The sequence below is a fragment of the Streptomyces yatensis genome, from assembly GCF_018069625.1.
GTDB lineage: Bacteria > Actinomycetota > Actinomycetes > Streptomycetales > Streptomycetaceae > Streptomyces > Streptomyces yatensis.
This window is the reverse complement of record NZ_CP072941.1, coordinates 749,344-773,791: the sequence shown is the minus strand read 5'-3', so window position 1 is coordinate 773,791 and position 24,448 is coordinate 749,344. Positions and strand designations below refer to the sequence as shown.

The window sequence follows — 24,448 nt, the reverse complement described above, 5'->3', positions numbered from 1 at the left end:
CAAGAAGCGGTGAGTGAGACCAAACTGCGCGACTACCTCAAGCGCGCCACGGCCAGCCTGCACGAGACCCGTGAAGAGCTGAGGGAGCTCAAGGACAGGGACCGGGAACCCATCGCGATCGTCGGCATGGGGTGCAGGTATCCCGGTGGGGTCGAGACGCCGGAAGACCTGTGGGAACTGGTCGCCTCGGGCACCGACGCCGTCTCCGCCTTCCCCGTGGACCGGGGATGGGACGAGGACCTGTACGACCCGGACCCGGAGAAGCCCGGCAAGAGCTACACGCGTGAGGGCGGGTTCCTGCACGACGCGAACGGCTTCGACGCCTCGTTCTTCGGCATGAGTCCGCGCGAGGCGCTGGCGACCGATCCGCAGCAGCGGCTGCTGCTGGAGACCTCGTGGGAGGCGCTGGAGCGGGCGGGCATCGCTCCGGCGTCCATGCGCGGCAGCCGTACCGGCGTCTTTGTCGGCGTGATGTACAACGACTACGGCTCCCGCATCCACGCGATACCGGAGGGTCTCGAAGGCCACCTGGGCAACGGCAGCGCCGGAAGCATCGCGTCCGGCCGCATCTCCTACACCTTCGGCTTCGAGGGCCCCGCGGTGACCGTGGACACCGCGTGCTCCTCGTCGCTGGTGGCGCTGCACCTGGCCATGCAGGCGCTCCGCAAGGGCGACTGCTCGCTGGCGCTGGCCGGCGGCGTGGCCATGATGGCCACTCCAGAGGTGTTCATCGAGTTCAGCCGGTTGCGCGGACTCGCCGTGGACGGACGCTGCAAGTCGTTCTCCAACACGGCCGACGGCACCTCATGGGCCGAGGGCGCCGGTGTGCTGCTGCTGGAGCGGCTGTCCGACGCCGAGCGCAACGGGCACCAGGTGCTGGCCGTGGTACGGGGCGCCGCCGTCAACCAGGACGGCGCGAGCAGCCGGTTGACCGCGCCGAACGGTCCCTCGCAGCAGCGGGTGATCCGCGACGCACTGCGGAACGCGGGCCTGTCGGCGGCCGAGGTGGACGCGGTGGAGGCACACGGCACGGGTACGACGCTGGGCGACCCGATCGAGGCGCAGGCGCTGCTGGCCACCTACGGCAAGGAGCGTCCCGGGGCGGACCGGCCGTTGTGGCTGGGTTCGTTGAAGTCGAACATGGGGCACACGCAGGCGGCCGCCGGTGTGGGTGGCGTCATCAAAATGGTGATGGCCATGCGGCACGGTGTGCTGCCGAAGACCCTGCATGTCGAAGAGCCGTCGGAGCATGTGGACTGGTCGGCGGGGGCGGTGTCGCTGCTGACCGAGCCGACCCCGTGGCCGGCGACGGGGGAGCCGCGCAGGGTCGGTGTGTCCTCGTTCGGAGTGAGCGGGACGAACGCGCATGTGATCCTGGAGCAGGCCCCGGAGGCCGAGGCGGCCGAGACCGCCGTCACCGAGGGCGTTGACGGCCCGGTGGCCTGGGTGGTCTCCGGGCGCGGTGCGGAGGGATTGCGGGCGCAGGCCGGGCGGCTGCGGGACTTCGTGGCGGAGCGCCCGGAGTACGGTGCGGCCGACGTCGCGCTGTCGTTGGTGAAGACCCGGTCGGTGCTGGAGCACCGAGCGGTGGTGGTGGGCGGCGACCGGCAGGAATTGCTGGCGGGCCTCGGCGCGGTGGCGGAGAAGTCCGCACATCCGGGCGTGGTGGTGGGCGAAAGCGCGACCCCCGGCCGCTCCGTCTTCGTCTTTCCCGGCCAGGGGGCCCAGTGGGTGGGCATGGCGGTCGGGCTGATCGAGTCCTCGCCGGTGTTCGCGGAGGCGATGGCCGAGTGTGAGGCCGCGTTGGCGCCTCATGTGGACTGGTCGCTGACCGAGGTGCTGCGCGGCGCCGACGGTGCCCCCGGCTATGACCGGGAGGACGTCGTTCAGCCGGTGCTGTTCGCGGTCATGGTGTCGCTGGCGAGGCTGTGGCGTTCGGTGGGTGTGCTGCCGGACGCGGTGATGGGGCACAGCCAGGGCGAGATCGCCGCGGCCTGCGTGGCGGGTGCGCTCTCGCTGGAGGACGCGGCCAAGGTGGTGGCACTGCGGTCGCGGGTGATCGCGGCGCGTCTGGCCGGCCGTGGTGGACTGGTGTCGATCGGACTGCCGATCGACCAGGTGCGGGAGCGGATCGCCGCATGGAACGGCGCGGTGTCCGTGGCCGCGGTCAACGGGCCGGGTTCGGTGGTGGTGGCGGGCGATGCGAAGGCGCTGGACGAGCTGTTCGCGGCGTTCGACGGCGAGGAGGTCCGGCTCCGCCGGGTCGCCATCGACTACGCGTCGCACTCCGTCCTGGTGGAGGAGGTCCGTGAGGAGCTGCTGAAGGTCCTGGCGGACATCTCGCCGCGCTCCTCGGAGGTGCCGTTCTACTCCACGGTGACCGGTGAGCCCATGGACACGGCCGGTCTGGACGCGGAGTACTGGTACCGGAACCTGCGGCAGACCGTCGAGCTGGAGACCACCACCCGCAGGCTGATCGCCGACGGGCATTCGGCGTTCGTCGAGGTGAGCCCCCATCCCGTGCTGCGGCTGCCGGTGCAGCAGACCGTCGAGGCCGCTGAGGCGGAGGCCGTGGTCCTCGGCACGCTGCGGCGTGACGACGGCGGACTCCAGCGCTTCCTGACCTCTGCCGCCGAGCTGTTCACCCATGGCGTCCAGGTGGATTGGGCCGCCGCGCTGGAGGAGCGCGGTGGCCGGCGGGTCGAACTGCCGACCTATGCCTTCCAGCGCGACCGCTACTGGCTCGAAGCGCCCGCGGGTGTGGGCGATGTGGGTTCGGTCGGCCTGGGTTCGCTGGGCCACCCGTTGCTGGGCGCGGTGGTGTCGCTGGCGAGCGGCGGCGGGGTGCTGCTGAGCGGACGGCTGTCGTTGGCCACGCATGGCTGGCTGGCGGACCATGCCGTGCACGGCGTCGTGCTGCTGCCGGGAACCGCGTTCGTGGAGTTGGCGGTGCAGGCGGGCGACCAGGTCGGCTGCGGCCGGGTCGAGGAACTGATCCTGGAAGCGCCGCTGATCGTGCCCGAGAAGGGCGGAGTGCGCCTTCAGGTCGAGGTGGGAGAGGCGGACGCGTCCGGCTACCGCGAGGTGAGCGTGTTCTCGCGGGATGAGACGGAGGGAGAGACCACGGCATGGGTATGTCATGCCCGCGGGGCCCTCGCGCCGGTCCAGGCCACCGACGAGACCTTCTTCGACTTCGGGGCGTGGCCTCCGGCGGCGGCACAGGCCGCGGAGGTGTCGGAGCATTATGTGCGGGCCGCGGAGAACGGGTTGGAGTACGGCCCGGTCTTCCAGGGGCTCAAGCGTGCGTGGCGCCGTGGCGACGAGGTGTTCGCCGAGGTGTCGCTACCGGAGGCGGAGCGGGACCGGGCGGGTCAGTTCGGCCTGCACCCGGCGCTGTTCGACGCGGCGTTGCACGCGATGGGGGTGAGTGAGGCTCTCGCCGACGGTTCGGGCAGTCTGCTGCCGTTCTCCTGGCGGGGATTCTCACTCGGGGCGGTCGGCGCCTCCTCGCTGCGGGTGAGGCTGGCTCCGGCGACCCAGGGCAACTCGGGTGCGGTGTCGGTCGTGGTGGGGGACGAGTCCGGGCGTGTGGTGGCGTCGGTGGACTCCTTGACGTTGCGGCCGGTCGAGGCCGGTCAACTGAGGGCTGTGGGCGGTGCGGCCCGGGACGCGCTGTTCCGGCTGGAGTGGGTGCCCGCGCCTGCGGTGGATCGGGCGGAGCCCGTGCCGGAGGCGGAGGTCGTGCGCGTGGTCTCCAGCGGCGCGGACGTGGTGGGCGAGGTGTATGGGGAGGTGCTTGAGGCCTTCGACCGGGTGAGGTCGTGGGTGGCCGGCCAGGGGCCCGTTGACGGCCAGTTGGTCCTGGTGACCCGGGGCGCCGTCGACGTGGGTGACGGCGCTGGTGTGCGGGATCTGGCCGGGGCCGCGGTGTGGGGTCTGGTGCGGTCCGCGCAGGCGGAGAACCCCGGGCGTCTGGTGCTGGTGGACACCGATGACCTGGACGGAGTGGCTGGTGTTCTTCCCGGGCTGCTGGCTCGGGGTGAGGAGCAGCTGGTGGTGCGGTCGGGCGCGGTGCGGGTGCCGCGTCTGGGCCGGGTGCTGCCCTCGGGTGAGGCTCCGGAGGCCGGTGGGTTCGGCTCGGGTGCCGTCCTGATCACCGGTGGTACGGGTGTCCTCGGTGGTGTGGTGGCGCGGCATCTGGTGGCCCGGCACGGTGTCGGGAAGCTGGTGCTGATGTCCCGCCGTGGTGCGGAGGCCGAGGGTGCCGCGGAGCTGCGGGCCGGGTTGGAGGCCGCGGGCGCCGAGGTGGTGATCGCGGCGTGTGATGCCGCGGACCGTGCGGCTCTGGCCGGGGTGTTGTCGGGGTTGCCGGAGGGGTTTGGTCTGAGTGGTGTGGTGCATGCGGCGGGTGTGCTCGACGATGGGCTGCTCACGTCGCTGACCCGTGAGCGGGTTGAGCCGGTGTTGCGGGCGAAGGTGGACGCGGCGTGGAATCTGCATGAGCTGACGGCGGGGATGGACCTGTCGGCGTTCGTGCTGTTCTCCTCGGCCACCGGTGTGCTGGGCGGCGCGGGGCAGAGCAACTATGCCGCGGCGAATGTGTTCCTGGACGGTCTGGCGTCCTGGCGCCGGGCCCAGGGGCTGCCGGGCGTGTCGATGGCGTGGAGTCTGTGGGCCGAGGCCAGCGGCATGACCGGACACCTCGGCGAGGAAGACCTGCGCCGGGTGTCGCGTTCGGGTCTGGTGCCGCTCTCCTCCGAGGAGGGGCTCGAACTCTTCGATGCCGCGCTGGCGTCGGACGAAAGCGTGCCGGTTCCGCTGCGGCTGGACATCCCCACCCTGCGTGCGCAGGGCGCCGAACTCCCCGCCCTCTTCCGCAATGTCGTGCCCAACGTGACGACACGCCGTACCGCGCGGTCGGAGCAGAGCGGAAGTCTCCCCGACGAACTGCGCCGCCGCCTCGCGGGGCTGTCGCGGACGTCGCAGGACGAGACGCTGTTGGAGCTGGTCCGCGTTCAGACCGCGGCCGCCCTCGGACACGCCACGCCCGAAACGGTGAACACACGGCAGCCCTTCAAGGAACTCGGCTTCGACTCACTGATGGCCGTCGATCTGAGGAATCGGCTCACCGCCGAGACCGGCCTGCGACTCTCCGCCACGCTGGTCTTCGACTATCCGACCCCGATGGCACTCGTCGGCCACCTGCGCGACGAAATCCTGGGCACCGACGGCGCCGCCATCTCGGCGGGCGCGGGCGTGGTGGCCGCGGCGGGCACACCGGTGGACAGCGACCCCATCGTGATCGTGAGCATGAGCTGCCGTCTCCCGGGCGGGGTCCGGACCCCGGAGGAACTGTGGCAGTTGGTGATGTCCGGCACGGACGCGGTGTCCGAGTTCCCGTCCAACCGCGGCTGGGACCTTGAGGGGATGTACGACCCGGACCCCGACCGGGAGGGCACGTACTACGTCCGCAACAGCGGATTCCTCCATGACGCCGACCAGTTCGACCCGGCGTTCTTCGGGATCTCGCCGCGTGAGGCGCTCTCCATGGACCCGCAGCAGCGACTGCTGCTGGAGACCTCGTGGGAGGCGTTCGAGCGGGCGGGCATCGATCCCGTGGCCAATCGGGGCAGCCGCTCCGGCGTCTTCGTCGGCGTCATGTACAACGACTACGCCACCCGTCTGCAGGGGAACCCCCCGGAGGGCTTCGAAGGCTCCCTCGGCACCGGCAGCGCGGGCAGCGTCGCGTCCGGCCGCATCTCGTACACCTTCGGACTCGAAGGGCCGGCGGTGACGGTGGACACCGCGTGCTCCTCCTCGCTGGTGGCGCTGCACCTGGCGGCGCAGGCGCTGCGCCAGGGCGAGTGCGACCTGGCACTGGCCGGCGGCGTCACGGTGATGTCGTCGCCGAATGTGTTCGTCGAGTTCAGCCGGCAGCGGGGACTCTCTCCCGACGGCCGGTGCAAGCCGTTCGCGGAAGCGGCGGACGGCACGGGCTGGTCCGAGGGTGCGGGCATGCTGCTCCTGGAACGCCTGTCGGACGCCCGGCGCAATGGCCACCCGGTGCTGGCGGTGGTCCGTGGCTCGGCCGTCAACCAGGACGGTGCGAGCAACGGCCTGACGGCGCCGAACGGCCCGTCGCAGCAGCGCGTGATCCGCCAGGCGCTGGCCAGCGCTCAGCTGCCGGCGGCCGACGTGGACGTCGTGGAGGCGCACGGGACCGGTACGCCGTTGGGCGACCCGATCGAGGCACAGGCCGTGCTGGCGACGTACGGGCAGGGGCGGCCCGAGGGGCAGCCGCTGCTGCTGGGCGCGTTGAAGTCGAACCTCGGTCATACGCAGGCCGCCGCCGGCGTCGCCGGTGTCATCAAGATGGTGATGGCGATGCGGCACGGAGTGGTGCCGAAGACGCTGCACATCGATGAGCCGTCGAAGGAGGTGGACTGGTCGGCGGGCGAGGTGCGACTGCTGACCGAGACCGCCGAGTGGCCGGAGACCGGACATCCGCGTCGGGCCGCCGTCTCCTCGTTCGGCGTGAGCGGGACCAACGCGCACACCATTCTGGAGCAGGCTCCGGAGGACGAGGCGGCCGAGGCCGCCGACGCCGAGGTGGCCGAGGGGCCGGTGGCCTGGGCGGTGTCGGGCCGCAGCCCGGCCGGTCTGCAGGCACAGGCCGGGCGGTTGCGGGAGTTCGTGGCGGCCCGCCCGGAGCTGGGCCTTTCGGATGTGGCGCTGTCGCTGGCGACGACCAGGTCCCCGTTTGAGCACCGTGGGGTGGTGACGGGTGCTGACCGTGAGGAGCTCCTGGCGCGGCTGGGTGCGCTGGCCGCGGACGAGGCTGCCGCTGGTGTGACGCGCGGTGTGGCCGATCTGCGGGGCCGTTCGGTGTTCGTGTTCCCCGGCCAGGGTGCCCAGTGGATGGGGATGGCGGTGGGCCTGCTCGAGAGTTCGCCGGTGTTCGCGGAGGCGATCGGTGCGTGTGAGTCGGCGTTGTCGGCTCATGTGGACTGGTCGTTGACGGATGTGCTGCGCGGCGTCGAGGGCGCTCCTGGTTTCGACCGGGTGGATGTGGTTCAGCCGGTGCTGTTCGCGGTGATGGTGTCGTTGGCGAAGTTGTGGCGTTCGGTGGGTGTGGAGCCGGATGCGGTGATGGGGCACAGCCAGGGTGAGATCGCCGCGGCCTGCGTGGCCGGTGCGCTGTCGCTGGAGGACGCCGCGAAGGTGGTGGCGTTGCGGTCGCAGGCGATCGCGGCGGGCCTTGCGGGTCGTGGTGGCATGGTGTCGGTCGGGCTTCCGGTCGACCAGGTCAAGGAGCGGATCGCCGCCTGGGACGGCGGAATATCCGTCGCCGCGGTCAACGGCCCCGGCTCGGTCGTGGTCTCCGGTGATCCGGGTGCGCTGGATGAGATGGTGGCGCAGCTGGAGGGTGAGGAGATCCGTGTTCGCCGGGTTCCGGTGGACTACGCCTCGCACTCGGCCCATGTGGAGGCGATCCACGAGGAGTTGCTGAGGGTCCTGGCGGACATTCAGCCGCGTTCGTCGGAGGTGCCGTTCTACTCCACGGTCTCCGGTGAGCTGGTGGACACCGCTGGTCTGGATGCCGAGTACTGGTACCGCAACCTGCGGCAGACCGTCGAGCTGGAGGCCACCACCCGCACCCTGCTCGGCAGCGGGCACGGCGTGTTCATCGAGGCGAGCCCGCATCCCGTCCTCATGCTGCCGTTGCAGCAGACCGTGGAGGCCGCCGAGGCGCGGGCCGTGGTCGTCGGCACCCTGCGGCGCGACGAGGGCGGCCTGGAGCAGTTCCTGACCTCCGCCGCCGAGTTGTACGTCAGCGGGGTCGGTGTCGACTGGCCGACGGTGTTCGCCGGACAGGGCGCCCGTCGGGTCGACCTGCCCACCTACGCCTTCCAGCGTCAGCGGTACTGGCTGGACGCGCCGGTCGGTGAGGTGCCCGCCGGCGGCGAGGGGCTGGGCGCGGACGCGGTGGACACCCGGTTCTGGGAAGCCGTGGAGCGCGAGGACCTGGAGGCGCTGGTCCGCACCCTGGAGGTGGACGACGCGGAGCAGCAGTCGTCCCTGACCGCGTTGCTTCCGGCGCTGTCGTCGTGGCGTCGTCAGTGGCGTGAGCGGAGCACGGTCGACGGCTGGCGCCACAGCGTGGTCTGGAAGTCCGTGGAGTCCGCCGCTGAGGCCACGCTCACCGGCACGTGGCTGGTCGCCGTTCCCAAGGTCTGTGGTGACGACGCCTTGCTCGCCTCCGTGGTCGATGGTTTGGCCGGGCGCGGCGCGCAGGTGGTGCGCGTGGTCGTCGACGCGGCCGATGGCCGTGAGGTGATGACGGAGCGGCTGCGTGGGGCGCTTGACGAGACGGGAGTGGATCCGTCGGGTGTGGCGGGCGTGTTCTCGCTGCTCGGGCTGGACGAGTCGGCCCACGGATCGTTCGAGGTGGTCCCGGCCGGGCTGGCGGCGACGGTGGCGCTGGTCCAGGGGCTGGGCGACGCCGGGGTGGTGGCCCCGCTGTGGTGCGGGACGCGGGGTGCGGTCTCCGTGGGACGTTCCGACCGGCTGGTGAGCCCGACACAGGCGATGGTCTGGGGGCTGGGGCGGATCGTCGGAGTGGAGTATCCCCAGCGCTGGGGCGGTGTCGTGGACCTGCCCGAGACCATCGACAGCCGTGCGGTGGTCCGGCTGGCCGGAGTGCTGACCGGTGCGGAGTACGAGGACCAGGTCGCGGTGCGCGGCTCGGGGGTCTTCGTCAAGCGGCTGGTGCGGGCTTGGGCGCCTGACAACACGGCCACGGATGGCTGGCGGCCGAGTGGTTCGGTGCTGGTGACCGGTGGTACGGGTGCGCTGGGCGGCCATGTGGCGCGGTGGTTGGCGCGTACGGGTGCCGAGCATCTGGTGCTGACCAGCCGTCGTGGGATGGAGGCCGAGGGCGCCGCCGAGTTGAAGGCGGAGCTGGAGGAGCTCGGTGCCCGGGTGACGGTGGCGGCGTGTGACACGGCCGACCGTGCGGAGCTGGCCGGGCTGTTGGACGCGATTCCGTCGGAGTTCCCGCTGACCGCCGTGGTCCATTCGGCGGGTGTGCTGGACGACGGTGTGATCGACGCCCTGACGGTGGAGCGGGCGGCCGGGGTGCTGCGTCCGAAGGTGGACGCGGCGCGGAATCTGCATGAGCTGACCGCCGGGATGGAGCTGTCGGCGTTCGTGCTGTTCTCCTCGGCGGCGGGCACGACCGGCGGTCCGGGGCAGGGGAGCTACGCGGCGGGCAACGCGTTCCTGGACGCGCTGGCGGCCCAGCGGCGGGCCGACGGGCTTCCGGCGGTCTCCATCGCCTGGGGCGCCTGGGCCGGCAGCGGCATGGTCATCGACGGCGACCTCGAAGGGCACATGGAGCGGGGCGGCGTGGCCCCGATGGACCCCGACTTGGCGATCTCCGCACTCCAGCGCGCGCTCGACCTGGACGAGCCCTTCGTCCTGGTGGCCGACGCCGCATGGGACCGCCTCGGCGAAGAGCTCGGTGGCACCCGGCCGACCCCCATGCTGAGCGAGCTGACCAAGCCGCGGCGGTCGAACGTGTCGTCGACGTCCGCAGACCCGGAGCCGGCCGAATCGGCCGCGGCGGAGCTGCGCGCGAGTCTGGAGGGGCTGTCCTCGGCGAAACGTCAGCGCTCCCTGCGCAAGCTGGTCCGGCAGCACGTCGCCGCGGTCCTGGTGCACGCGACCCCCGACGCCATCGAGAGCAATCAGTCGTTCAGGGAACTCGGCTTCGACTCGCTGACAGCCGTGCAGCTCCGCAACCGGCTGGGCGCGATCACCGGCCTGGAGTTGCCGACCACGTTGGCGTTCGACTTCCCGAACCTCACCGTATTGGCCGAGCATTTGGAGACGAATATGTTTCCGCAGGCCAGTGGCGCTGAGCAGAACGACCCCGAAGAAGACCGAATTCGCGAGGCCTTGGCCTCAATTCCGCTCGCGCGTTTCCGTGAGGCCGGACTGATGGACGCCCTGCTGGAACTCGCCCACATCTCGGAGAGCGGTTCTGAGCCGGTGCCCCAAGAAGAAATGAACAGCGCTGTCGACGAGATGGATGTCGACGACCTCGTCCAGAGGGCACTGGGCGGCGCAGACCTTTGATGTTCGTGGAAGTGTGGAGCTACTGATGGCTACGTCCTCCGAAAGAGTTGTCGAAGCGCTGCGCGCTTCTCTGCGGGAAAACGACCGCCTCAAGCTACAGAACCAGCGCCTGATGGCGGCGTCGCGGGAGCCCATCGCCATTGTGGGGATGAGCTGTCGCTTTCCCGGGGGCGTCAGCACCCCGGAGCAGCTGTGGCGACTCGTCGCGGATGGCGTCGACGCCATCTCCGGATTCCCGACCAATCGCGGCTGGGACCTCGAGGGGCTCTACCACCCGGACCCGGACAATCCTGGGACGAGCTACACCCGAGAGGGTGGCTTCATCTACGATGCCGACGAATTCGACCCGCAGTTCTTCGGAATTTCTCCTCGTGAGGCCGTGGCGACCGATCCGCAGCAGCGGCTGGTGCTGGAGGCGTCATGGGAGGCGTTCGAGCGAACCGGGATCGACCCCGTGTCCCTGCGCGGCCGGCCGGTCGGGGTTTTCGTCGGTACCAACGGTCAGGACTACTCGACTCATCTCTATGAGGTGGGGGGTGAACTCGAGGGCTATCTGACCGGTGGCGCGGCCAGCGTGGTGTCGGGGCGTATCTCCTACACCTTCGGTCTCGAGGGACCCGCGGTGACGGTGGACACGGCGTGTTCGTCGTCGCTGGTGGCGCTGCACATGGCCATGCAGGCGCTGCGCCAGGGCGAGTGTGAGCTGGCGCTGGCCGGTGGTGTGTCGGTGATGGCGTCGCCGGGGTCGTTCGTGGAGTTCAGCCGTCAGCGCGGGCTGGCGGCCGACGGCCGGTGCAAGCCCTTCGCGGACGCCGCGGACGGTACGGGCTGGGCCGAAGGCGTGGGCATGCTGCTGGTGGAGCGGCTGTCGGACGCGCGGAAGAACGGCCATCCGGTGCTGGCGGTGGTGCGGGGCAGCGCGATCAACCAGGACGGTGCGTCCAATGGTCTGACGGCGCCCAACGGTCCGGCGCAGCAGCGGGTGATCCGTCAGGCGCTGGCCAGTGCCGGGCTGTCGGCGTCCGAGGTGGACGCGGTGGAGGCGCACGGTACGGGCACGACATTGGGTGACCCGATCGAGGCGCAGGCGCTGCTGGCGACGTATGGCCAGGAGCGGCCTGCGGACAGCCCGCTGTGGCTGGGGGCCATCAAGTCGAACATCGGTCATACGCAGGCGGCGGCGGGTGTGGCCGGTGTGATCAAGATGGTGATGGCGATGCGCCACGGTGTGCTGCCGAAGGTGCTGCACGTGGATGAGCCGTCGCGGCAGGTGGACTGGTCGGCGGGTGAGGTGCGGCTGCTGACCGAGGCCACCGCGTGGCCGGAGACGGACCGGCCGCGCCGGGCCGGTATCTCCTCGTTCGGGGTGAGTGGCACCAACGCGCACACCATCATCGAGCAGGCCCCGGAAGCCGACCGTGATGGGCAGCCCGAGGCGACCGCTCCCAAGGCGGACGCGGCGAAGCGGCTCGCCGTCCTGCCATGGCTGGTGTCCGCCAAGAGTGCTGAGGCGCTCGCCGCCCAGGCGGGCCGACTCCACGCCCACTTCAGTGCCCACTCGGAGCTGACACCGGCGGACATCGGATTCTCTCTCGCCACGACCCGCTCGGCTTTCGACCACCGCGCGGCCCTGGTCGCCGCGGACCGGGACGAGCTCCTGCGTGGCCTGGAGGCTCTGTCCACCGGCGAGAACGCGGCTCAGGTGGTCCAGGGCACGACCCGGATCGAGGACACGCTCGCGTTCTTGTTCTCGGGTCAGGGCGCGCAGCGCCTGGGCATGGGGCGGGAGTTGTACGAGGCGTTCCCGGTGTTCGCCCGTGCGCTGGACGAGGTGTGCGCGCAGCTCGATGTGCTGCTCGACCGTCCGCTCACCGAGGTGATGTTCGCGGCCGAAGGCACCGCGGATGCCGAACTGCTGAACCAGACGGCGTTCACTCAGCCCGCGCTGTTCGCCATCGAGGTGGCGCTGTTCCGGCTGCTGGAGCACTTCGGTGTGACCCCGGATGTGGTGATCGGCCACTCCATCGGTGAGATCGCGGCCGCGCATGTGGCCGGGGTCTTCTCCCTGGAGGACGCGTGCACCCTGGTGGCCGCCCGTGGCCGTCTGATGCAGGCCCTTCCCGAGGGTGGGGCGATGGTCGCGATCCAGGCGTCGGAGGAGGAGATTGCTCCGTCGCTGGCCGGTCGTGAGGCCGAGCTGAGCATTGCCGCCGTCAACGGCCCCACGGCCGTGGTGATCGCGGGCGATGAGGCAGCGGCGCTGGAGATCGCGGGACACTGGGCGGAGCAGGGCCGCAAGACCCGTCGGCTGACGGTCAGCCACGCCTTCCACTCGCCCCGCATGGACGCCATGCTGGACGACTTCCGTAAGGTCGTCGAGGGGCTGTCGTTCGCCCCGCCCACCATCGACCTCGTCTCCAACGTCACCGGCAGGATGGCCTCGGAGACCGAGGTGTGCTCGCCGGAGTACTGGGTGCGTCATGTGCGGGAAGCCGTGCGCTTCCTGGACGGCGTGCGGACGCTCGAGGGACAGGGCGTGACCACCTTCCTGGAGGTGGGACCCGACGGCGTGCTCTCGGCGATGACACAGGACTCCCTGACGGGACCGGGCGAGCCTGCCTCGGCGCCCGTGATCGTGCCGGTGCTGCGCAAGGACCGCTCGGAGGCCGTGGCCCTGACCACCGCGCTGGCACGGCTGCACGTTCACGGCTCCGCTGTCGAGTGGACCTCGGTCTTCGACGGTCTCGAGGCCCGCAGGATCGACCTGCCGACGTATGCCTTCCAGCGCCGGCGCTACTGGGTCGAGAAGTCCGTCGATGCGGCCGGTGCCGATGCCGGAATCCGTCGCGAGGTGGATGCGCGGTTCTGGCAGGCCGTCGAGCGTGAGGATCTCGAATCGCTCGCGAAGGAGCTGGACTTCGACGACGAGGCGTCGTTGCGTGCGGTGCTGCCGGCGCTGTCGGCGTATCACCGCAGCAGCCGTGACCGGTCGACGATCGATGGCTGGCGTTATCGGGTGTCGTGGAAGCCGGTTCCGGACGTGGCCGAGGGGTCGTTGTCGGGGTCGTGGCTGGTGGTGGTTCCGGCGTCCCGTGTCGAGGATGAGCTGGTGGCGGGGGTTGCCGCGGGGCTTGAGCGGCATGGTGCGGGTGTGGTGTCGCTGGTGGTGGATGAGCGCGACCTGGACGCGAAGGTGCTGGCGGGGCGGCTGCGTGAGGCGGTCGCGGAGCTGCCCGAGCTGGGTGGCGTCCTGTCGCTGCTTGCCCTGGACGAGGAGCCCTGCCCGGGGCACGCCGCGCTCTCCGGTGGCTTCGCCGCCACGTTGACGCTGGCGCAGGCGATGGTCGAGGCGGAGGTGCCGGCTCGGCTGTGGTGCGGTACGCGTGGTGCGGTGTCGGTGGGGCGTTGGGATGCTCTGGCCGGTGCGGTGCAGTCGCAGGTGTGGGGTCTGGGCCGGGTGGTGGGGCTGGAGCACTCGGCGGTGTGGGGTGGTCTGGTCGATCTGCCCGAGGCGCTGGATGAGCGTGGTGTGGCGCGGTTGGCCGGTGTGCTGGCGGCCGGGGATGGCGAGGACCAGGTCGCGGTGCGTGGTTCGGGTGTGTTCGCCAGGCGTCTGGTGCGGGCTGACGCGGGTGAGGGGGCCGAGCGGCCGTGGCGGGCGCGTGGCACGGTGCTGGTGACCGGCGGCACGGGCGCCCTGGGCGGGCAGGTGGCCCGCTGGCTGGCGCGCAGTGGTGCCGAGCATGTGATGCTGACCAGCCGCCGTGGCGCCGACGCGCCGGGCGCGGGCGAGCTGCGCGAGGAGTTGGAGGCGCTGGGCGCCCGGGTGACCGTGGCGGCGTGTGATGTGGCCGACCGTGCGCAGGTGGCCGCTGTGCTGGATGCCGTTCCGGAGGAGTTTCCGCTCCGTGCGGTGTTCCATGCGGCGGGTGTGGAGCAGTCGGCCGAGCTTGCGGAGATGAGTCTGGCGGATGCCGCGGCGGTGGTGTCCGGGAAGGCCGCGGGCGCCGCGCATCTGGATGAGCTGCTGGGTGACCGGGAGCTGGACGCGTTCGTGGTGTTCTCGTCGATCGCCGGTGTGTGGGGCAGTGGTGGCCAGGCCGCGTACAGCGCCGCCAACGCCTACCTGGACGCGTTGGTGGAGGACCGCCGTGCGCGGGGTCTGGCCGGTACGGCCGTTGCCTGGGGCCCCTGGGCCGACAGCGGCATGGCGACATCGGAGGGCATGGAGCGCGAGCTCGCCCGCCGCGGCCTGCTCGTCATGGCTCCGGAGCTGGCCCTTGCCGCACTGCGGGGTGCGCTCGCGGGCGACGACGGTGCGGTGACGGTCGCCGACATGGACTGGGAGCGGTTCGCCCCCGCGTTCACCCTGGAGCGGCCGAGCCCGCTCATCGGCGACCTCCCCGAGGTCGAAAAGGTACTCCGATCCGGCGGCGGGTCCGGCCAGTCGGAAGCCGCGGCGGGTCTGCGGGAGCGGCTGACCGGGCTGACCGAGGCCGAGATCGACCGCACCCTGCTCAACCTGGTACGTGGCCATGTGGCCGCGGTCCTCGGATTCACCGGTGGGGAGACGGTCGAGCCCGAGCGCGCGTTCAAGGAGCTGGGCTTCGAATCGCTCACGGCGGTGGAGTTCCGCAACCGGCTGGTGGCGGAGACCGGGTTGGAGCTGCCGACGACGCTGGTCTTCGACTACCCCAACGCGTCGATCCTGGCGGACCATCTGCGGGCCGAGGTGCTCGGGACGCGAGGCGCGGTGGCCGCGCCGGTGGCGGTGGCGGCCCCGGTCGACGACGATCCGATCGCGATCGTCGGGATGAGCTGCCGCTTCCCGGGGGGTGTGCGCAGCCCGGAGGATCTGTGGAACCTCGTGGCCGGCGGCGGCGACGCGATCTCCGACTTCCCGTCCAACCGTGGATGGGACGTGGACGGGATGTACCACCCCGACCCCGACCACTCGGGCACGTTCTACTCGCGTGAGGGCGGTTTCCTGCACGACGCGGGTGAGTTCGACGCGGCGTTCTTCGGCATCTCGCCGCGGGAGGCACTCGCCATCGATCCCCAGCAGCGGCTGCTGCTGGAGACGTCCTGGGAGGCGTTCGAGCGCGCCGGAATCGCTCCCACGTCCGTCCGCGGCAACCAGATCGGCGTGTTCGTGGGCGCTGCCACCTCGGGGTACGGGGCCGGTGCCAACGAGTCGGCGGAGGACCTGGAAGGGCAGATACTGACCGGCAACGCGACCTCGGTCGTGTCCGGTCGAATCTCCTACACCTTGGGCCTCGAGGGGCCCGCCTTGACGGTGGACTCGGCGTGTTCGTCGTCGCTGGTCGCCCTGCACCAGGCCGCGCAGTCGCTGCGTCAGGGCGAGTGCTCCATGGCGCTCGCCGGCGGTGTGACCGTGCTGGCCACGCCGGCGGCCTTTGTGGAGTTCAGCCGTCAGCGCGGTCTGGCGCCCGACGGCCGGTGCAAGCCGTTCGCGGATGCCGCGGACGGCACGGGCTGGTCCGAGGGTGTGGGCATGCTGCTCGTGGAGCGGCTGTCCGACGCCGAGCGCAACGGCCACCAGGTGCTGGCGATCGTGCGTGGCTCCGCCGTCAACCAGGACGGTGCGTCCAACGGTCTGACGGCGCCCAACGGCCCCTCACAGCAGCGGGTCATCCGGCAGGCGCTGGCGAACGCCCGCCTGTCGGCCGCCGAGGTGGACACGGTGGAGGCACACGGCACCGGTACGACGCTGGGTGACCCCATCGAGGCGCAGGCGCTGCTCGCGACCTACGGCCAGGAGCGGCCGGAGGGCCGCCCGCTGTGGCTGGGCGCGCTGAAGTCGAACATCGGGCACACCCAGGCCGCCGCCGGTGTCGGCGGGATCATCAAGATGGTCATGGCGATGCGCCACGGTGTGCTGCCGAAGGTGCTGCATGTGGATGAGCCGTCGCGGCAGGTGGACTGGTCGGCGGGTGAGGTGCGGCTGCTGACGGAGGCCACCGAGTGGCCCGAGACCGGTCAGCCGCGCCGGGCGGGTATCTCCGCCTTCGGTGTGAGCGGTACGAACGCGCACACCATCATCGAGCAGGCCCCGGTGTACGACCAGGCGGTGCCGGACGAGGACCCCGCCGAGGACCACGGCGTCCTTCCCTGGGCGCTCTCCGGCCGAAGCCCGGAAGCCCTGCGCGCCCAGGCCGAGCGGCTGCGGTCGCATCTGATGGCGCACACCGAACTGGGCACGCTGGATGTGGCCTACTCCTTGGTGGCGACACGCTCGGCCCTCGAACACCGTGCGGTGGTCACGGCCGCGGACCGTGCGGAACTGGTGCGCGGGCTCGAGGCTGTCGCGGCCGGTGAGGCTGCCCCGGGAGTGATGCGGTCCGTCGCGCGTACGTCGGGTTCGACGGCGTTCCTGTTCTCGGGTCAGGGCGCGCAGCGCCTGGGCATGGGCCGGGAGTTGTACGAGGCCTTCCCGGTGTTCGCCCTTGCCCTGGACGAGGTGTGTGCGCATCTGGACGTGCTGCTGGACCGTCCGCTGAAGGATGTGATGTTCGCGGCGGAGGGGAGTGCGGACGCCGGGCTGCTGGATCAGACGGCGTTCACCCAGCCCGCGTTGTTCGCGGTCGAGGTGGCGTTGTTCCGGCTGCTGTCGGCGTGGGGCATCACCCCGGATGTGGTGATCGGTCACTCCATCGGTGAGATCGCGGCCGCGCATGTGGCGGGGGTCTTCTCGCTGGAGGACGCGTGCACGCTGGTGGCCGCCCGTGGCCGCCTGATGCAGGCGCTGCCCGAGGGTGGCGCGATGGTGGCCATCGAGGCGTCGGAGGAGGAGGTCGCTCCGTCGCTGGCCGGTCGTGAGGCCGAGGTGAGCATCGCCGCCGTCAACGGCCCGACCTCCGTCGTCATCGCCGGTGACGAGGAAGCGACGCTGGAGATCGCCGGACAGTGGTCGGAGCAGGGCCGTAAGACCCGCCGCCTGCGGGTCAGCCACGCGTTCCACTCGCCCCGTATGAACGCCATGCTCGGCGACTTCCGCAAGGTCGTCGAGGGGCTGTCGTTCGCCCCGCCCGCCATCGCGCTGGTCTCCAACGTGACGGGTAAGTCGGCGGGTGCCGATGAGGTGTGCTCGCCGGAGTACTGGGTCCGGCATGTGCGGGAGGCCGTGCGGTTCGCGGACGGCGCACGGGCACTGGAGGCGCAGGGCGTGACCAGCTTCGTGGAGGTGGGCCCCGATGGCGTGCTCTCGGCGATGGCGCGCGAGTGCCTGACGACGGAGGAGGCATCGGCCGCGGTCGTCGTGCCGGTGCTGCGCAAGGACCGCCCCGAGGCCCAGGCGCTGACGACGGCGCTGGCCGAACTCCACGTGCACGGCACCACCGTCGACTGGGAACAGCTCTTCGCCGGACGCGGCGCGCGGAAGGTCGAGCTGCCCACCTATGCCTTCCAGCGACAGCGCTACTGGCTGGAGGACACGGGCGGGGCGGCAGGCGGCTCGGCCGCTGCCGACAGCGTGGACGCCCGGTTCTGGGAAGCCGTTGAGCGCGAGGATCTGGAGGCGCTGGCCGAGGCGCTGGACGTCGACGGCAAGGGCCCGCTCGGCGAGCTGATGCCGGCGCTGTCGTCCTACCGTCGGCAGCAGCGTGACCGGGCCACGGTCGACGGCTGGCGTTACCGCGTCTCCTGGAAGCCGGCCCCGGACGTGGCCACCGTCTCTCTCTCGGGGACCTGGCTGCTGGTGGTGCCCGCCGGACTGGCGGACGGCGAGGTCACCGCGTCGATCCGGCAGGGGTTCGAGAAGCACGGCGCCCGGGTCGTGCCGGTGGTGGTGGCCGCGGACACGGACACGGACGGGCTCGCCCGGGCACTGCTCGGCGCACTCGACGGCGAGTCCGAGGTCGGTGTGATGTCGCTGCTCGCTCTGGACGAGGAGCCGTGCGCCGGGGAGCCGGTGGTCGCGGCGGGCCTCGCACTGACGCTGCGGTTGGTGCAGGCCCTGGCGGGGCTGGAGGTGGGCGTTCGGCTGTGGTGCGCGTCTCGGGGCGCGGTCTCGGTGGGGCGTTCGGACCGGCTCACCAGCCCGGTGCAGGCGGAGGTGTGGGGCCTCGGCCGGGTCGCGGCCCTGGAGCACCCCCGGATCTGGGGTGGTCTGGTGGATCTGCCCGAGGTGCTCGACGAGCGCGCCGTGGGGCGGCTGGCCGGTGTGCTGTCCGCCGAGGGCGCCGAGGACCAGGCGGCGGTGCGGGGCTCCGGAGTGTTCGTCCGGCGGTTGGGACGTGTCGTGCCGTCGGGCGGCGAGGCCTGGCGGCCGAGCGGCTCGGTGCTGGTGACCGGCGGTACGGGGGCGCTGGGCGCGCATGTGGCCCGGTGGGCGGTGGCCGAGGGCGCGGAGCACGTCGTCCTCACCAGCCGCCGCGGTCCGGCGGCCGACGGTGCGCCCGAGCTCAAGGCCGAACTCGAGGCCATGGGTGCGCTGGTCTCGGTGGTCGCCTGTGATGTCGCGGATCGTGAAGCGCTCGCCGAGGTGCTGGCGGGGATCCCCGAGCGGTTCCCCCTGCGCGGTGTGGTGCACGCGGCCGGTGTGCTGGACGACGGCGTGCTGGACGGGCTGTCCGTCGACCGGGTCGCCGGGGTGCTCGGCGCGAAGGTGGCGGGCGCGGAGCGGTTGCACGAGCTGACCGCACATCTGGATCTCGACGCCTTCGTGCTGTTCTCGTCGTTCGCCGGTGTCGTCGGCGGTGCCGGACAGGGGGCCTACGCGGCGGCGAACGCCTACCTGGACGCGCTCGCGGTGCTGCGTCGCGGTGCCGGACTCGCCGGCACGGCCGTCGCCTGGGGGCCGTGGGCCGAAGCCGGTATGGCCGTGGAGGGCCGTGCCGGGGAACGGGTGCGCGGTGGTGTGGTGGCCGCGATGGACCCGGCGCTGGCCGTGGCGGCGCTCGGCTGGGCCGTCGGCCATGACGAGGCTTCGCTTGTCGTGGCCGACGTCGACTGGGAGCGCCTGGCCTCGGCGCATGCCGCGTCCGGCGGCGGCGCTCTCATCAGCGACATCCCCGAAGCCCTCAGGCACCTGACCGCGGTCAACGACGGTGCCCAGGCGGAAGCGGCCACCTTCACCGAGAAGCTCGCCGGGCTGTCGGCGGCCGAGCGGAACCGGGCCGTGCTGGAACTGGTACGGGGGCACGCGGCCGCCGTACTCGGCCATGCGTCGGCGGAGTCCGTCGAGCCCGGCCGGGCCTTCCGCGACCTCGGGTTCGACTCCCTCACGGCGGTCGAGCTGCGCAACCGGCTGGACATCGCGACGGGGCTGCGCCTCCCGGCCACGCTGGTCTTCGACTATCCGAGCGCCGCCGAACTGGCCGACTACCTGGACGCCGAGGCGTTCGGCACCGCCCAGCCGGCCGTGGCCGCCGCCGAGCCGACGGCCGTTGCCGTGGCCCATGACCCGATCGCGATCGTCGCGATGAGCTGCCACTTCCCCGGGGATGTCCACACACCGGAGGACCTGTGGCGGCTGGTCGCCGAGGGCGGCGACGCCATCGCCGGGTTCCCCGCCGACCGCGGTTGGGACCTCGACGGGCTGTACGACCCCGACCCCGAGCGGCTCGGCACGTCCTACGCACGCGAGGGCGGCTTCCTCTACGGCGCCCCGGAGTTCGACGCGGGGTTCTTCGGGATCTCGCCGCGCGAGGCGCTCTCCATGGACCCGCAGCAGCGGCTGCTGCTGGAGACCTCGTGGGAGGCGTTCGAGCGAGCCGGTATCGCTCCGGAGGCGCTGCGGGGTGCCCGGGCGGGTGTGTTCGTCGGAACGAACGGCCAGGACTACACGGGGCTGTGGGCGGACGCGCAAGGTGACCTCGAGGGCCACCTGGGCACGGGCAGTGCGGCCAGCGTGGTGTCGGGACGCATTTCCTACACCTTCGGTCTCGAGGGACCCGCGGTGACGGTGGACACCGCTTGCTCGTCGTCGCTGGTGGCGCTGCACATGGCCATGCAGGCGCTGCGCCAGGGCGAGTGCGACCTGGCGCTGGCCGGTGGTGTGTCGGTGATGTCGACGCCGGGTGCGTTCGTGGAGTTCAGCCGTCAGCGCGGACTCGCTTCCGACGGTCGGTGCAAGCCGTTCTCCGACGGGGCGGATGGCACGGGCTGGGGCGAGGGCGTGGGCATGCTGCTCGTGGAGCGTCTTTCGGACGCCCGCCGCAACGGTCACCCGGTGCTGGCCGTGGTCCGGGGCTCGGCCATCAACCAGGACGGTGCGTCCAACGGTCTGACGGCGCCGAACGGTCCGTCGCAGCAGCGGGTGATCCGTCAGGCCCTGGCCAGCGCCGGGCTGTCGGCGTCCGAGGTGGACGCGGTGGAGGCGCACGGCACGGGCACCTCGCTGGGTGACCCGATCGAGGCGCAGGCGCTGCTGGCCACCTATGGGCAGGGCCGGCCGGAGGGAAGCCCGCTGTGGCTGGGCGCCATCAAGTCGAACATCGGTCATACGCAGGCGGCGGCGGGTGTGGCCGGTGTGATCAAGATGGTGATGGCGATGCGCCACGGTGTGCTGCCGAAGGTGCTGCACGTGGACGAGCCGTCGCGGCAGGTGGACTGGTCGGCGGGGGAGGTGCGGCTGCTGACCGAGGCCACCGCGTGGCCGGAGACGGACCGGCCGCGCCGGGCCGGTATCTCCTCGTTCGGACTGAGCGGAACCAACGCGCACACCATCATCGAGCAGGCCCCCGCTGTGGAGGAGCCCGCGGCCTCGGACACCGTGGCCCCCGGCGTGGTCGGGCCGGCCGTGGTGCCGTGGCTGGTCTCCGGGAAGAGCCGGGAGGCGCTGCGGGCGCAGGCCGCGCGACTGCACGCGCATGTGGCGGCCGAGGCCGACCTCGACACGCTGGACGTCGGGTACTCGCTGGCGACTCGCTCGGTGTTCGAGCACCGGGCCGTGCTGGTCGGCGAGGACCGCGAGGCCCTGCTGCGCGGTCTCGAGGAGATGGCTCAGGGCGGAATCGGCTCAGTCGTCCAGGGACAGGCCGTGACGGGTGGCAGGACGGCGTTCTTGTTCTCGGGCCAGGGTGCGCAGCGCCTCGGCATGGGGCGGGAGTTGTACGACGGCTTCCCGGTGTTCGCCCGTGCGCTGGACGAGGTGTGTGCGCATCTGGATGTGGTGCTCGACCGTCCGCTGCGGGAGGTGATGTTCGCGGCCGAGGGCAGTGCGGATGCCGAGCTGTTGCACCAGACGGCGTTCACCCAGCCCGCGCTGTTCGCCATCGAGGTGGCGCTGTTCCGGCTGCTGGAGCACTGGGGGGTCACCCCGGATGTGCTGATCGGCCACTCCATCGGTGAGGTCGCGGCCGCGCATGTGGCCGGGGTGTTCTCGCTGGAGGACGCGTGCACGCTGATCGCGGCCCGTGGCCGTCTGATGCAGGCGCTGCCTGAAGGTGGCGCCATGGTGGCCATCCAGGCGACCGAAGAGGAGGTCGCCGGCTCACTCTCCGGCCGCGAGCACGAGATGAGCATCGCCGCGGTCAACGGTCCGTCGGCCGTGGTGGTCTCGGGCCATGCACACGCGGTGCGGGAAGTCGCGGGTGTCTGGGAGGCGAGGGGTCGAAAGACTAAGGGTTTGCGGGTCTCTCATGCGTTTCACTCTTGCCTTATGGACACTATGTTGGACGCGTTCGGCCAGGTGGTCCGCGAGCTCTCCTTCGAGCCGCCGACCATGACGCTGGTGTCCAATGTCACTGGTGGGCCGGTTTCCGAGACAGAGGTGTGCTCACCCGACTACTGGGTGAGGCATGTGCGTGAGGCGGTGCGGTTCGCGGATGGGGTACGTGCGCTTAAGGCGTTGGGTGTGACCAGGTTCCTTGAGGTGGGTCCCGATGGTGTGCTCACGGCGATGGCCCAGGATTGCCTGGCGGAAGGGATGGACGACACCCCCGGAACGGTTCTCGTTCCAGTGCTGCGCAAGGACCGTTCCGAGGCGCGTGCGTTGACGACGGCGCTGGCCGAACTCCACGTCAGCGGTGTCTCGTTGGACTGGGAGGCGGTCTTCGCCGGTCGTGGCGCACGCCAGGTCGAGCTGCCGACGTATGCCTTCCAGCGCGAGCGTTTCTGGCCCGAGGTGTCCATGGCCCTGGGGAGCCGGGACGCGGCGGCCGCGGACTCGGTGGACGCGCGGTTCTGGGAGGCGGTCGAGCGCGAGGATCTCCAGGCGCTGGCCCAGGCGCTCGACATCGACGGCGAGGCCCCGCTGAGTCAGGTGCTGCCGGCGCTGTCGGCGTATCACCGCAGCAGCCGTGATCAGTCGACGATTGACGGCTGGCGTTATCGGGTGTCGTGGAAGCCGGTTCCGGACGTGGCCGAGGGGTCGTTGTCGGGGTCGTGGCTGGTGGTGGTTCCGGCGTCCCGTGCCGAGGATGAGCTGGTGGCGGGGGTTGCCGCGGGGCTTGAGCGGCATGGTGCGGGTGTGGTGTCGCTGGTGGTGGATGAGCGCGACCTGGATGCGAAGGTGCTGGCGGGGCGGCTGCGTGAGGCGGTCGCGGAGCAACTGCCCGAGCTGGGTGGCGTCCTGTCGCTGGTGGCCTTGGACGAGGAGCCCTGCCCCGGGTATCCGGCGCTGTCGGGTGGTTCCGCACTGAGCCTGACGCTGGCGCAGGCGATGGTCGAGGCGGAGGTTCCGGCTCGGCTGTGGTGCGGTACGCGTGGTGCGGTGTCGGTGGGGCGTTGGGATGCTCTGGCCGGTGCCGTGCAGTCGCAGGTGTGGGGTCTGGGCCGGGTGGTGGGGCTGGAGCACTCGGCGGTGTGGGGTGGTCTGGTCGATCTTCCCGAGGCGCTGGATGAGCGTGGTGCGGCGCGGTTGGCCGGTGTGCTGGCGGCCGGGGACGGCGAGGACCAGGTCGCGGTGCGTGGTTCGGGTGTGTTCGCCAGGCGTCTGGTGCGGGCCGATTCCGGTGAGGGAGCGGAGCGGCCGTGGCGGGCGCGTGGCACGGTGCTGGTGACCGGTGGCACCGGCGCGCTGGGCGGTCGGGTGGCGCGCTGGGCGGTGCGCAGTGGTGCCGAGCATGTGGTGCTGACCAGCCGCCGTGGCGCCGAGGCGCCGGGCGCGGCGGAGTTGCGCGAGGAGCTGGAGGCGCTGGGCGCCCGGGTGACCGTGGCGGCGTGTGATGTGACCGATCGGGAGGCAGTGGCCGGTGTTCTCGCATCCGTTCCGGAGGAGTTCCCGCTCCGTGCGGTGTTCCATGCGGCGGGTGTGGAGCAGGCGGCCGAGCTTCAGGGAATGAGCCTGGCGGACGCGGCGGCGGTGGTGTCCGGGAAGGCCGCGGGCGCCGCGTGCCTGGATGAGCTGCTGGGTGACCGGGAGCTGGACGCGTTCGTGGTGTTCTCGTCGATCGCCGGTGTGTGGGGCAGTGGTGGCCAGGCGGCGTACGGCGCGGCCAATGCCCATCTGGACGCGTTGGTGGAGGACCGCCGTGCGCGGGGTCTGGCCGGTACGGCCGTGGCCTGGGGCCCCTGGGCCGACAGCGGCATGGCGGCCGGAAGCGGAGGCGAACAGCTGGCGCGTCGCGGCCTGATCAGCATGGCGCCCGACCTGGCGATCGCCGCCCTGCAGGGCGCGATCGTGGGTGACGACGGTGTGGTGACGGTCGCGGACATGGACTGGGAGCGGTTCGCCCCCGCGTTCACGATGGGGCGGCCGAGCCCGCTCATCGGCGAGCTGCCCGAGGTCGTATCTGCTCTGGAACAGGCCCGTGCCGCCGAAGAGAGCCACGCGGAGGCCGGATCGCGGTTGCGGGAACGGCTCTCCGCACTGGCCCCCGGCGAGCGGGAGCGCGCCGTGCTGGATCTGGTGCGCGGTCACGCGGCCGCGGTACTCGGTTTCTCGGGAATGGAAGGCGTCGAATCGGACCGGGCGTTCAAGGAATTGGGCTTCGACTCGCTCACGGCGGTAGAATTCCGCAACCGACTCAACGCGGATACCGGGCTGCGGCTGTCCACCACGCTGGTCTTCGATTATCCGAACTCAAGGGCACTCGCGGAACATGTGCGAGCGGGTGTCCTCCCCGACGAAGGGACATCCTCCACTCCGCTGATCGCGGATCTGGAACGACTTGAGGCAACACTCTCCACGGCTGAGCCGGACAATGCCGAGCGGTCGGCCATCGCGACCCGACTCCAAGTGCTTCTCGCCAAGTTGAACGGTGGTGAAGCCGGAGCGGCGAACGCCGAAAGCGTCACCCAGCGGCTTGACGCGGCATCCGATGACGATCTCTTCGACTTCATCGAAAATGAGCTCAGTTAAGTGCGGTCCCGGGGCACATCTCTCTCCGGCCCTTCCACTCTT

Annotated in this window: 2 protein-coding genes; both read left to right on the top strand. The window is 71.4% G+C overall.

All coding sequences use genetic code 11. The features are described from left to right. Positions 1-9 precede the first annotated feature (9 nt). Entirely contained in the window at positions 10-10,140 is a 10,131-nt protein-coding gene (locus tag J8403_RS03010) for a type I polyketide synthase (RefSeq protein ID WP_211121719.1), read from the top strand. Positions 10,141-10,165: 25 nt separating this feature from the next. Further along, positions 10,166-24,406, top strand: a complete 14,241-nt coding sequence (locus tag J8403_RS03005) for a type I polyketide synthase (RefSeq protein ID WP_211121718.1) — start codon at positions 10,166-10,168, stop codon at positions 24,404-24,406. Positions 24,407-24,448 lie beyond the last annotated feature (42 nt).

Excerpts from the sequence above, each read along its gene's own strand:
- J8403_RS03005 (WP_211121718.1), top strand. The coding sequence starts at position 10,166 with ATGGCTACGTCCTCCGAAAGAGTTGTCGAAGCGCTGCGCGCTTCTCTG.